Origin of the sequence: Streptomyces sp. H27-H5 (genome assembly GCF_026627505.1) — a bacterium.
In the GTDB taxonomy this organism is placed as follows: Bacteria; Actinomycetota; Actinomycetes; order Streptomycetales; family Streptomycetaceae; genus Streptomyces.
This window is the reverse complement of record NZ_JAPNLK010000051.1, coordinates 1-12,435: the sequence shown is the minus strand read 5'-3', so window position 1 is coordinate 12,435 and position 12,435 is coordinate 1. Positions and strand designations below refer to the sequence as shown.

Here is a 12,435-nt window from a genome sequence, read left to right as displayed (position 1 = left end):
GTACGGCCGGTGCACCGGGCGGTGAGACACCCGTCTCCCTCATCGTCCTCCGGGTCCCCCGGGGTGTCGACCGGGGCGCGGCAGGCCCCGGGGGACGCGGCGACTGGGCGGGCAGTCCCGCAGGGTGTCAGTGGGCGCCGCCCTCCGTGAGGAGGATGTGCCGTACGTCGAGGTAGCGGGAGCGGAACCCGGCCTCGGAGTAGGCGAGATACAGCTCCCACATGCGCTGGAAGACGTGGTCGAAGCCGAGTTCCGTCACCCGGGCGGTGTGGCCGGTGAACCGTTCGCGCCACAGCCTCAGGGTTTCGGCGTAGTGCTCGCCGAATCCGTGGTCGGCGGTGACGCTCAGGCCCGCCCGCGCCGCCTCGGTGCGGATGGCCTCGCGGGAGGGGATGAGGCCGCCGGGGAAGATGTACTTGCTGATCCAGGTGTGGCTCTGGGCGGTGGCGAGCATCCGGTCGTGGGCCATGGTGATGGCCTGGAGCGCGATGCGGCCTCCGGGGGCGAGTGCCTTGCGCAGCGCGTCGAAGTACGCGGGCCAGTACTCGGCGCCGACGGCCTCGATCATCTCGACGCTCACGATGGCGTCGTACTCGCCCCGGACGTCGCGGTAGTCACACAGTTCGACGCTGACGCGGTCGGTGTGGCCTGCGGCGTCGACGCGGCTGCGGGCGAGGTCGCGCTGCTCGGTGGAGAGCGTGATCGTCACGACGTCGGCGCCCCGGGCGGCGGCCCGCAGGGCGAGTTCGCCCCAGCCGGTGCCGATCTCCAGCAGGCGCGTCCCGGGGCCGACGGAGGCGAGGTCGAGCAGGCGGTCGATCTTGCGGTGTTGGGCGTCCTCCAGCGATTCCTGCCGGGCCGGGAACGCGGTGAAGAGCGCCGAGGAGTAGATCATGCTCGGGTCGAGGAAGAGTTCGAAGAGGTCGTTGGAGAGGTCGTAGTGCCGCTGGATGTTCCGGCGGGCGCCCACGGGGGTGTTGCGGTGTGCGTGGGGGCGGCGACGTATCCACGCGCGGCGCAGTTCGGCCAAGGGCGCGGGCACCAGTGCGTCGACGTGCGAGGCGAGCACCGTCAGGGCCCCGACGAGATCGTCGCTGTCCCATTCACCGGCCATGTAGGACTCGCCGAATCCGATGAGCCCGTCGGCGCCGATCCGGCGGTGGAAGGCGTCCGGGTCGTGCAGGACGAGCGAGGGTTCCCCTCCCCGGGGGGCACGGGCGTCGCCCCCCGGGGAGGCGTCGCTCCTGAGGGTGAGGGGCATGCGATCGAACGCGCGACGCAACAGGGCCCTGGCCACGGCCGTGCGCGCGGCCGAGGCCGGTGGCAGGCGATGGACGTCCGGCCACAGGGAGGGTTCGCCCGGTCGCTGCTGCGGGGCGTCCGCCGCGTGCCGGCCCGGGGCGGGGGCCGCGATGGGGTGAGCGGGCGCGGGGTGACCGGGCGCGGTGCCGCGGACGGAGGTGGTGGGGCGGGGCGTCGAGGTCGTCATGGGAGGCCTTCGCGGGTGCGGACGGATCGGGGTGGGGGCAAGTGCCGTGACGGGGCGGACGGGTGGAGGCCCCGCTGCCGCCGCCTCTTCACGTCGATGCACGGTTGTCCCCCTCACGACAGTCGACATGCCGTGTGCCACGGCCGGTTCACCCGTTCTTCGGAGGCCCGGGCGGAGCGGATTGGTACGGACGTCCCGCATGTTGCGCTCGGTCGTCGCGTTCCGGTTGTCACGTCCCGGTTGCCGTGTTCCGGTCGTTGTGTCCCCGCTGTCGCGTTCCGGTTGTCGTGCCGGTCCGCCCGGCCGAGGCGCGGGTCAGGCGGGGAGGTCGAGCAGGAGCAGCGGACTGCCGGTGGGGAGGGGGGAGCCGCCCGCGGGTTCCAGGGTGACGCCGACGGCGGTGGCCGCGCCGATGTCACCCGTCAGCAGGACGGCGCCGCTGTGGTCGAGGAGTCCGGCCGGCCGCATGGTGACCCCGTCGGAAAACCAGAGTTGGTACGTCCTGCCCTGCGGGGGCGGGGGCAGCCGATCGGCGATCACGACGGCTCGGCCGCGTTCACGGGAGGTCACGAGCGTGGCGGAGGCCCCGGTGGCGAAGGCGCCGCGCACGGTGCGGGCGTCGGACGCGGTGATGACCGCGCTCAGGTCGCGGGTGCGGGAGTCCAGTCGCAGCGCCTGTTGCTGCACCTGCTCCGCCTGCCGGCCCTCCCACACCGTGATTCCCCCGAGGACGGCCGCGGCGGCGATGCCCGCGGCGATCCCGAAGCCCCAAGCCTTGCCCCGGGCCAGGGCGAAGACCCCTGTGGGCGCGACGGGTTCGGGTACCCGAGGGGGAAGCCGGCGGACCGAGTCGATGCGCTGGAGCACCGCCTCCTTGAGGTGTTCGGGAGGGGTGTGCGCCACGGCCGTCGCGAGGCGACCGGCCGTGTCCAGGTAGCCGGGCAGTTCCGTTCGACACGCCTCGCAGTCCCGCAGGTGTCGGGTGAAGCGGTCGTGTTCGTCACCGGTGAGTGCGTCGAGGGCGTAGGCGCCGATGAGGGCGTGGAGCTCGTCGTCATGTTTCACGTGGTCACCCCCATGCGGTCGCTCGGTGGATACGTTTCGCCGGGTATCCGGTTCGTACTGGCGCGAAGACGGGAGGAAACGTCACTGCCGGGGCTCCCTCATCGGACCGTGTCCGGTCCGGCGTCTCGCTGCTTGTTCGTCGCCGGACCCCGTACGGATTGGCCGGAAACGGTGCGCATGCCCCGGACGGGGCATCCGTGTGCGGACCCATCCGGCGGAGCCACGGCCTCGAATGCAGGACGTGAGGATCTACCGAAGGACCGTCAAACGCGGCGCGCTCGCCGCAGCGAGCGGACTGCTCGCCGGCTACACGGCTCTGGCCGTGGGCGAGCTGGCCGCCTCCCTCGTACGGCCGCAGGCCGGCCCCGTCACCGTGGTCGGCGGAGCCGCCATCGACCGGACACCGGCCTGGCTCAAGGACTACGCGATCCGCACGTTCGGACAGAACGACAAGCTGGTGCTCCAGCTCGGGATCCTGGCCACCATCGGCCTCCTGGCCGCCCTGCTGGGCCTGTTCGCCCTGCGCCGTCGACGTACGGGATCCGTGGGCATCCTGCTGTTCGGGCTCGTCGGCGCCGGCGCCGCGCTGACCCGGCCGGACTCGGCCGGAGTGGGCGACGTCCTGCCCTCGCTGCTGGGCGCCGTGGCCGGGGCGCTCGTCCTGTACGTACTGATCGGCAAGCTGAACGGGGCGGACGGGACCGCCTCCGCGGATCCGGGCGCCGACGGCCGGGCCGCCGAGGACGCCGGGCCGGGCACCGGATGGAACCGGCGCGGCTTCCTGATCACGGCGGGCATCACCGCTCTGGCCTCTACCGGAGCGGGGGCCCTCGGCAGGGCGCTGACCGGCCGCAGCGGTCAGGGGGCGTCCGCCTCCCGGGCGGCCGTGCGGCTCCCCGCCCCGGCCTCGGCGGCCGCCGCGACCCCTGCCCGTGCGGCGCTGCGGATCCCCGGGATCAGCGCCTTCACCACCCCGAACAAGGACTTCTACCGCGTGGACACCGCTCTGGTCGTCCCCAAGGTGGACGCGGACACCTGGCGGTTGCGGATCCACGGCAAGGGCGTGCCGCGCCCGCGCACCTACACCTTCCAGGACCTGCTGGACCGACCGCTCATCGAGCGGAACATCACCTTGACGTGCGTGTCGAACGAGGTGGGCGGCCCGTACGTGGGCAACGCCCGCTGGCTCGGCGTACCCCTCGCCGACCTGCTGAGGGAGGCGGGGGTCAAGGCGCCGTCGAAGGGCGGCCCGGCCGATCAACTGGTGGCCCGGTCCGTGGACGGCATGACCCTGGGCACGCCGGTCGAGGATCTGCTGGACGGACGGGACGCGATGCTCGCGGTCGGGATGAACGGCGAACCGTTGCCCTTCGACCACGGTTTCCCCGTCCGCATGGTCGTCCCGGGCCTGTACGGCTACGTGTCCGCCTGCAAGTGGCTCCAGGACATCGAGCTGACCACCTTCGACTCCTACGACCCGTACTGGGTCAAGCGGAAGTGGGCGCGGAAGGCACCGATCAAGACCCAGGCGCGCATCGACACGCCCAAGCCCTTCGCTCAGGCCGGGGCGGGCACCGTGATGGTCGCCGGTGTCGCCTGGGCCCAGCACCGGGGCATCGAGCGGGTAGAGGTCCGGGTCGACGACGGCCCGTGGCAGGAGGCGCAGCTCGCCGAGCAGGACACCACCGACACCTGGCGCCAGTGGTCCTACCCCTGGAAGACCACGCCCGGTGGTCACAACCTCACCGTCCGCGCCACCGACGGCACCGGTCAGGTGCAGACCGAGCAGCGCGCCCGGACCATCCCCGACGGCGCCAGCGGCTGGCACAGCGTGTTCGTCACCGCCACCTGACCCCGCCTGACCCGCCCCACGCCCGCCAGGCCGTCGTTCGCCCGGCTGCACGCCGTGTCGGCCGTACGGCCCGCACCGCCCCCACGACCACCCGACCCGACACGCGGGGCGGCCGACCACACCCTCGGCCGACCCGGGTGTCGGCGCGCCCCCCTCACCTCACCCGGCACGGGCTCGCTGCCCGACGTGCGCGGGCGACCACGGAGCGTCCGATTTAACCCCACATTGACACAGAAGCGTGCCAATTCCCGATGCGCACCATCTTTTCTCCCGTCGGCATCGAATAAGAGTCATGACGTCGGGCTGTGGCCCGTACGGGGATCGGAGCCCGCGAAGCCGGTCCGTCCCCGATGAGCCGGCCGAAGGTGCGATCCGCGTGACGCGGTCCACGGGAGCCCGATGAGCGCGCCGGCCGGATGCCAGGAGCACCGGACCGTGGCCGTCGGAAACCGAGGGAGCCCACCATGACGGGAAGGCCCACCGAGGCGTTGACCCCCGATCGGGAGGACCGGGCGTCCGCCCGGGGCGATCCCCACGCCCCGCACGCCGCCGTCGAAGGGATGCTCGCCTCGATCCTGGCGGACGTCACGCACGTCGAGCGGGTGCCGGTGCGGAGCCACTTCTTCGAAGAACTGGGCGCCGACTCGATGGTGATGGCGCACTTCTGCGCGCGGGTCCGCAAGTCCGAGGGCCTGCCGCCCGTGTCGATGAAGGACATCTACCGGAATCCGACGATCCGAAGCCTTGCGACGGCGCTCTCGGCGCCCGTTCCCGAGCCCCCCGGCGGGTCGATCGAGGCCGTCGAGCCGCTGCCGCCGGTGTTCCCTCCCCCGGTCGGCGTGCCGCGTCACCTGCTGTGCGGCGTGCTCCAGGTGCTGGCCTTCCTCGGCTACTCCTACCTCGTCGCCCTCGCGGGCGTCCTGGGGTACGAGTGGGTCTCCGCGGGGTCGGGAGCCGTCGAGGTGTACCTGCGGTCGGTGCTGTTCGGCCTGGTCGTCTTCGTGTGGCTGTGCGGCTTCCCGGTCCTGGTGAAGTGGGTGCTCATCGGCAGGTGGCGACCGTCCCAGGTCCGCGTCTGGAGCGTGCGCTACGTCCGCTTCTGGGTGGTCAAGACGCTCGTCCGGTCCGACCCGTTGGTGCTGTTCGTCGGCTCGCCGCTCTACGTCCTCTACCTCAGGGCGCTCGGCGCCAGGATCGGACCCGGTGCCGCGCTCTTCTCCCGGATCGTGCCCGTGTGCACGGACCTGCTGACCGTCGGCGCCGGAGCGGTGGTCCGCAAGGACGCCTACTTCACCTGTTACCGGGCTCACCGCGGTCTGATCCAGACGGGTCCGGTCACGCTCGGCGCGGACTCGGTGGTCGGCGACGCGAGCGTCCTGGACGTCGCGACCGCCGTGGGCGACCGCGCCCGGCTCGGCCACGCGTCCAGCCTGCACAGCGGGCAGACGATCCCGGCCGGCGCGCACTGGCACGGCTCCCCCGCGCAGCCGGCCCCGGTGGGCTTCACGATGGTCGACCCGGCCGACTGCGGTACCTGGCGCAGGGCCCTGCACGGCGTCCTCCAGGTCCTGGCCGTGCTGCTCGTGTACCTGCCGCTGACGTTCGGCGGTGTGGGCCTCCTGCTGGCCGAGGCCCCGCAGCTGGCCTCGGTCCTGGCGCCGGGCCCCACCGCGCTCTCTTCCTGGACGTTCTACGTCGAGGCGCTGACCGCCTCGGCGGTGGTCTTCTTCGGGGCCGTTCCCCTGGGTCTCCTGGTGATCGCCGTCGTTCCCCGGCTGCTCAGCCGGACCCTCACCGCGGGCCGGGTGTACCGGCTGTACGGATTCCACCACGGGGTGCACCGGGTGATCACGCTGATGACCAACAGGCGTTTCCTGAACCGCCTCTTCGGCGACAGTTCCGCCGTCGTCCACTACCTGCGGTGGTGCCTCGGGTACGACCTCTCGCGCGTCGAGCAGACCGGCTCGAACTTCGGCACGGAGGTGAAGCAGGACTCCCCGTACCTCAGTTCCGTGGGCAGCGGAACCATGATCGCCGACGGTCTGTCGATCAACAACGCCGAATACTCGGGGAGTTCGTTCCGCGTGTCCCGGGTCGCGATCGGCCCCCGCAACTTCCTCGGGAACAGGATCGCCTACCCCGCCCGGGGCAGGACGGGCGACAACTGCCTGCTCGCGACGAAGGTCATGGTGCCCGTCGACGGGGCGATCAGGGAGGGCGTGGGCCTGTTGGGTTCGCCGAGCTTCGAGATTCCCCGATCGGTGCTGCGGGACAGCGGCTTCGACGAGCTGCGGAGCGGTGCGGACCTGCGTCGCCTGCTGCCCGCCAAGAACCGGCACAACGCCGCCACCATGGCGTGGTACCTCGGTGTGCGGTGGCTGTACTTCTTCCTGGTCACCCTGCTCTTCGCGGTCGCGGCGGAACTCTACGACGTGCTCGGCGCGGTGGTGATCGCGCTGGCCAACGTGCTCGTGGTGCTCCTCGGCACGCTGTACTTCGTGCTCGTCGAGCGGGCCGTCACGGCGCTGCACTCCCCCGGCCCGCTGTTCTGCTCGATCTACGACGTCCGCTTCTGGCGGCGCGAACGGTACTGGAAGGTGCCGTCGGACGCGTACCTGCGGCTCTACAACGGCACTCCGTTCAAGGGCCCGCTGTGGCGTCTGCTGGGCGCGCGGATCGGCCGTGAACTCTTCGACGACGGCTGCGGTCTGAGCGAACGGCCGATGGTCACCATCGGGGACCACTGCACGCTCAACGCGGGCAGCGTGGTCCAGTGCCATTCGCAGGAGGACGGCGCCTTCAAGTCGGACACCACCACGCTCGGTTCGGACTGCACGGTGGGCGTCGGCGCCCTGGTGCACTACGGCGTGACGCTCGGCGACGGTGCGGCGCTCGCTCCCGATTCCTTCGTCATGAAGGGCGAGACGGTGCCGCGGTACGCGTACTGGGGTGGGAATCCGGCCCGACAGATCGGCCCGGACGACGACGGGCAGCAGCGGAGGTGGGAGTGATGGGAACGACGGAGAGGGCGGACGAGCGGTTCCCCGACCCCACGGAGACCGACCCTGCCACGGGCACCCCTGCCACAGGCTCGGGCACTGACCCTGCCACAGACTCGGACTCGGACTCGGACTCGGACTCGGACTCGGCGGGAGGGTTCACGACCGTCCCGCGATGGACCCGTGCACCCCTACCCGGCACGGCCGAGTACCGCGCGGTGATCCCCGACGCCCTCCTGGCCGCCCTCGACCACCTCGCCGACCACCTCGGCGTGAGCCCGGCGTCGGTGCTGACGGCCGCGCACCTCAAGGTCCTCGGCGCGCTGTCCGGGGAGTCCGAGGTCGTCGGGGCCTGCGTCACCGCGCCGGGCGGCGCCCCACGGCCCTGCCGCCTGGCGCTCACGACCGGTGCCTGGCGAACGCTGGTGCTCGACGTACACCGGGCGCTGTCCGCCCTGCCCGGGCCGCCGACCGGCCACCGAGAGCCGTCCGTCGACTCCACCGGCTCCGCCGCGCCCGGCCCGCACCTCCCCGGTTCCGCACCCGTCGTCGTGTTCGATCCGTACGGTGAGGACGACGGGCCCGCCGACCGCCCCGACGGCGGCGGCCCGGCCCTGCGGATGTCGGTGACGCGCCGGGAAGACGGTCGGCGGGTGTGGCGGCTGCGCCACCGGACGGACGCGTACGACGAGGACTTCGCCGCACGGGTCGTGGGATACCACCGCACCGCGCTGGAACTGCTCACCGCCGACCCGGACGCCGCACCGGGGCCACAGAGCCTCCTGGACACGGCCGAACTCCACCATCAGATCGAGGAACTCGCCGGACCCCGCCGGGAGCTGCCGGCGCTGCGGGCCCACGAGGTCTTCGCGCAAGAGGCCCGGGCGCATCCGAACGCGGTCGCCGTCGTGCGGGGCGCGCGGCAGTGGACGTACGGGGAACTCGACGCACGCGCCAACCGGCTGGCCCGCGCCCTACTGGCCCAGGGCCTGCGCCCGGAGGACGTGGTGGCCGTGGTCGGTGAGCGCGACCTCGGCTGGACGGCCGCCGTGCTCGGGGTCCTCAAGGCGGGCGGTGTCTACCTGCCCGTCGAACCGCGCTTCCCGGCCGAACGCGTCGCCGCGATGCTCGACCGGGCCGCGTGCCGGTTCGCACTGGTCGGGCCCGGTGACACCGGCCCGCTCGACCGGGCGTTGGCCTCGATGCCGGAGGTCCGGGTCCTGCCCGTCGAGGCGGCGGACGACGAGAGCCTGGATGCCACGGACCCCGGCGTGCACGTCCCCCCGGAGTCGGCGGCGTACATCTACTTCACCTCGGGTTCCACCGGCGAACCCAAGGGGGCGCTGTGCGAGCACGCCGGTCTGCTCAACCACCTCTACGCCAAGATCGACGACTTGGGGATCGACCGGGGAACGGTCGTCGCCCAGAGCGCGCCCCAGTGCTTCGACATCTCCCTGTGGCAACTGCTCGCCGCGCTGCTCACGGGTGGACGGACGCTGCTGGTCGAACAGGAGGCCGTCCTGGACGTCCCGCGCTTCCTGGACACCCTCGTCCTCGGTCGGGTCAATGTGCTCCAGGTGGTGCCCTCCTACCTCGAAGCGGTCCTGTCGTGTCTGGAGCGCGCCCCCCGCGAACTGCCGGACCTGCGCCGCGTCTGCGTCACCGGCGAGGCGGTCAAGCGGGAACTCGTCCAGCGCTGGTTCGCCACCGTGCCCGGTGTACGGCTGGTCAACGCGTACGGGCTCACCGAGACCTCCGACGACACCAACCACCACGTCATGGACCGGGCACCGGACTCCGATCGCGTCCCCCTCGGCCGGCCCGTGAACAACGTGCGCGTCTACGTCGTCGACGCCGACCTGTCGCCCGTGCCGCTCGGCGCTCCCGGCGAGATCGTCCTCTCGGGCGTCTGCGTGGGCCGCGGGTACGTCAACGACCCGGAGCGCACCCGGCTCGCCTTCGGCCGCGACCCGCACCGGCCGGGCAACCGCCTCTACCGCAGCGGCGACCACGGCCGCTGGCTGCCGGACGGAGCACTGGAGTTCCTCGGGCGCCGCGACCACCAGGTGAAGATCCGCGGTTTTCGCATCGAGGTGGACGAGATCGACATCGCCCTGCTGCGGGTGCCCGGGATCCGCGACGGTGCGGTGGTGGCCGCGGGGCGCCCGGGCCGCGGCCGGTACCTGGCGGCCTTCTACACGGGACGCGGCCCGCTCGCGGCGGCCGACGTGCGGGACCGGCTGAGCGCGAGGCTCCCCGCGTACATGGTGCCGTCGGTGATCCAGTGGCGTCCGGACCTGCCGCTCACCCCCAACGGCAAGATCGACAAGCGGGCCCTGATCGCCCTGGCGTCCGCACGCGACCCGGCGGTCGAGGACCGTCACCGGCCACCCGGCACCCCCACGGAACGGCGCATCGCCGCCGCCTGGGCCGGCGCGATGGGCATCCCGGCGGAGCGGATCGGCCGCCAGGACGGCTTCTTCGACCTCGGGGGCACCTCGCTGGCCGCCCTCAGGGTCGCCGTCTCCCTGGACCGGGCGATCTCCCTCAAGGACCTGACCCGACACCCGGTACTGGCCGACCTGGCCCGGCTGGTCGAGAGCCGCACCGCGCGACCCGACCCGCCGGCCGAACGGCGGCCCGACGCGATCGACAGGAGAATCCGATGACCGTCACCCTCCCGTCCACGCTCCTCGACACCCGCCCCCGACCGGACGAGCTCCCGATCCTCCGGGTCGAGACCGCCGACCCCGCCGGCTGGGTGGCCCTGCACCGGGACGCGCTGCGCGCGGCGACCGTCGACCACGGGGCCGTCCTGGTACGCGGTCTGGACATCGACGACGCGACGCGGGTCGGCGCGATCCTGCACCGGCTCGGTGCGCCGCCGGTGACCGAGAGGGAGGCCTTCGCACCCCGCCACACGTACGCGGGAGGCGTCTACTCCTCGACGAAGTGGCCCACGAACCAACCCATGTGCATGCACCACGAACTCAGCTACGCCTACGCGTTCCCGTCGCTGATGCTCTTCGCATGCGTCCAGGCGCCCGAGGAGGGCGGGGCGACCACGGTGGCCGACTCGACGGCGGTCCTCGAAGCCCTGCCGAGCGAACTGACCGACCGGTTCGAACGCGAGGGGTGGCTCCTCACCCGCAGCTACAACGACGAGATCGGAGCCTCCGTCGCGGAGGCCTTCGGCACCGAGGACCGGGACATGATCGCACGCCACTGCCGGGACAACGCGATCGACTTCGACTGGCTGCCGGACGGCACGCTGCGCACCAGACAGCGTCGCAGCGCCGTGGTGCGCCATCCGATCGGCGGACAGCGGTGCTGGTTCAACCAGATCGCCTTCCTCAACGAGTGGACGCTCGACCCCGAGATCCGCGAGTACCTCGTCGACGAGTACGGCGCCGACGGACTGCCCTTCAACACCCTTCACGGCAACGGCGAACCCCTCGCCGAGGACACCGTCCAACGGATCAACTCCGTGTACGAGGCCCACACCGTCCGCCGGCCCTGGCAGACAGGAGACCTGCTGCTGCTGGACAACCTCCGTACCGCTCACGCCAGGGAACCCTTCCGGGGTCCGAGGAACGTGGTCGTGGCCATGGCCGACCCGCTGCGGCTGCCGGACTGCGCGCCGACCATCGAGGTGACCGTCCCATGACCACCACCGCCCGCCCGCCGGCCACCCCGACGCAGGCACCGGCACAGGCGCCCGCACCGGCTCATGCCCCGGACCCGGACGCGGTGCCCCGCCGGACCGCGTCGCCCGAGCCGCTCTCCGTCCCCCCGTTCGCCGTGATCCCGGGAGAACAGGTCCAGCGGGCCCTCCAGGGGCGCGAGGAACACCTGGTGAAGGTGGTCGAGGAGACGTACCGGTTGCACGGCGCCGGCCGATCGGTGAACCCGCCCTCCGCGTTCCTGCGCTTCACGGACCGCCCGTCGTCCCGGATGATCGCCCTGCCCGCCTCCATCGGCGGAGCGGAACCCGTGGACGGGCTCAAATGGATCTCCAGCTTCCCGGGGAACGTGTCGGCCGACCTGCCCAGGGCCTCGGCCGTACTGATCCTCAACGACCCCGTCACGGGCTACCCGTTCGCCTGTCTGGAGAGCTCCATCATCAGCGCGAGCAGAACCGCGGCCTCCGCCGCCCTGGCCGCCGACTGGCTCACCCGCGGCCGGCCCCGGCCGCCGCGCGTCGGGTTCTTCGGCACGGGACTGATCGCGCGCTACGTGCACACGTTCCTGGCCGCCACCGGCTGGACCTTCGACGAGATCGGGCTCCACGACCTCAGCGCCCGCAGTTGCGCGGGCTTCCGGCTCTACCTGGAACAGTCGGGCGCGCCGGGCCGGATCACCGTCCACGAAGACCCGGAGGACCTGGTCCGTCTCAGCGACCTGGTGGTCTTCGCGACCGTCGCCGACCGGCCGCACGTGGAGGACCCCGCGTGGTTCGCCCACGATCCGGTGGTGCTGCACATCTCGCTGCGCGACCTCGCGCCGCGGGTCCTGCTGGCCTCGACCAACATCGTGGACGACGTCGATCACTGTCTCAGGGCCGCCACGTCCCCGCACCTGACCGAACAGCTCACGGGCGACCGCCGGTTCATCCACGGGACGTTGGACGACGTGATGGCCGGTCGGGTGACGGTGGCCGGGGATCGACCGACCGTGTTCTCCCCGTTCGGCCTCGGCGTGCTCGACCTGGCCGTCGGCAAGTACGTCTACGACGAGGTGAACCGCTCCGGAGACCTCCAGGTCATCGACCGCTTCTTCCACGAAGTGCGAAGGTACGGATAGAGGAGACCATCGTGCACGTCATATCCGTTCCCCAGGACTTCAACGAGGAAGAGCTGTACGTGGACCTCCGACCCACCCTCGGATGCCCGCTGTTCCTGAACCTGGATCCACCGCGTAGTGGTCGGGCTGTGGATGGAGAAATCAGAAGAGGTGCCCGCTGACCTGGGATGATGGGAGTTTCTACGCTTCCATCAGACCCGAGCAAGAGGGCACCTCGTAAGTGAAAT

8 protein-coding genes are annotated in these 12,435 nt (G+C 71.9%); 6 read left to right on the top strand and 2 right to left on the bottom strand.

The genetic code is table 11. From position 1 onward, the window contains the following. Nucleotides 1–127 precede the first annotated feature (127 nt). Complete coding sequence (locus OTB19_RS24485) at nt 128–1,489, bottom strand: SAM-dependent methyltransferase (RefSeq protein ID WP_267800535.1); 1,362 nt, start codon at nt 1,487–1,489, stop codon at nt 128–130. Nucleotides 1,490–1,804: 315 nt separating this feature from the next. Continuing rightward, nucleotides 1,805–2,554 carry an anti-sigma factor gene (locus OTB19_RS24480; RefSeq protein ID WP_267800533.1) on the bottom strand — a complete coding sequence of 250 codons (750 nt, stop codon included), beginning with the start codon at nt 2,552–2,554 and terminating at the stop codon, nt 1,805–1,807. Between the two features lie 232 nt (nt 2,555–2,786). Between OTB19_RS24480 and OTB19_RS24475 the strand changes: the two genes are divergently transcribed. From OTB19_RS24475 to OTB19_RS24450, 6 genes are all read left to right on the top strand, one after another. Continuing rightward, nucleotides 2,787–4,406 (top strand): molybdopterin-dependent oxidoreductase, encoded by a 1,620-nt coding sequence (locus tag OTB19_RS24475; RefSeq protein WP_267800532.1) that lies wholly within the window; start codon nt 2,787–2,789, stop codon nt 4,404–4,406. Between the two features lie 464 nt (nt 4,407–4,870). Beyond that, nucleotides 4,871–7,417: a Pls/PosA family non-ribosomal peptide synthetase gene (locus OTB19_RS24470; protein ID WP_267800530.1), complete on the top strand. Its 2,547-nt coding sequence runs from the start codon at nt 4,871–4,873 to the stop codon at nt 7,415–7,417. 206 nt (nt 7,418–7,623) lie between these two features. Beyond that, nucleotides 7,624–10,074 (top strand): non-ribosomal peptide synthetase, encoded by a 2,451-nt coding sequence (locus OTB19_RS24465; RefSeq protein ID WP_324290539.1) that lies wholly within the window; start codon nt 7,624–7,626, stop codon nt 10,072–10,074. Then, nucleotides 10,071–11,072, top strand: a complete 1,002-nt coding sequence (locus OTB19_RS24460) for a TauD/TfdA family dioxygenase (RefSeq protein WP_267800528.1) — start codon at nt 10,071–10,073, stop codon at nt 11,070–11,072. Before OTB19_RS24465 ends, OTB19_RS24460 begins: the two co-directional genes overlap by 4 nt. Beyond that, the gene (gene sbnB, locus OTB19_RS24455) at nt 11,069–12,208 is read left to right on the top strand and encodes a 2,3-diaminopropionate biosynthesis protein SbnB (protein WP_267800527.1); all 1,140 of its coding nucleotides are present in this window, start codon (nt 11,069–11,071) and stop codon (nt 12,206–12,208) included. The genes OTB19_RS24460 and sbnB overlap by 4 nt, the downstream gene beginning before the upstream one ends. An 11-nt stretch (nt 12,209–12,219) precedes the next feature. Next, the gene (locus OTB19_RS24450; protein WP_267800526.1) at nt 12,220–12,369 is read left to right on the top strand and encodes a hypothetical protein; all 150 of its coding nucleotides are present in this window, start codon (nt 12,220–12,222) and stop codon (nt 12,367–12,369) included. The last annotated feature ends 66 nt before the right edge of the window (nt 12,370–12,435 follow it).

What these genes read in the sequence shown, in the direction of transcription:
- OTB19_RS24485 (WP_267800535.1), bottom strand. Translation starts at nt 1,489, where the DNA reads ATGACGACCTCGACGCCCCGCCCCACCACCTCCGTCCGCGGCACCGCG.
- OTB19_RS24475 (WP_267800532.1), top strand. Translation starts at nt 2,787, where the DNA reads ATGCAGGACGTGAGGATCTACCGAAGGACCGTCAAACGCGGCGCGCTC.
- OTB19_RS24470 (WP_267800530.1), top strand. Translation starts at nt 4,871, where the DNA reads ATGACGGGAAGGCCCACCGAGGCGTTGACCCCCGATCGGGAGGACCGG.
- OTB19_RS24460 (WP_267800528.1), top strand. Translation starts at nt 10,071, where the DNA reads ATGACCGTCACCCTCCCGTCCACGCTCCTCGACACCCGCCCCCGACCG.
- sbnB (WP_267800527.1), top strand. Translation starts at nt 11,069, where the DNA reads ATGACCACCACCGCCCGCCCGCCGGCCACCCCGACGCAGGCACCGGCA.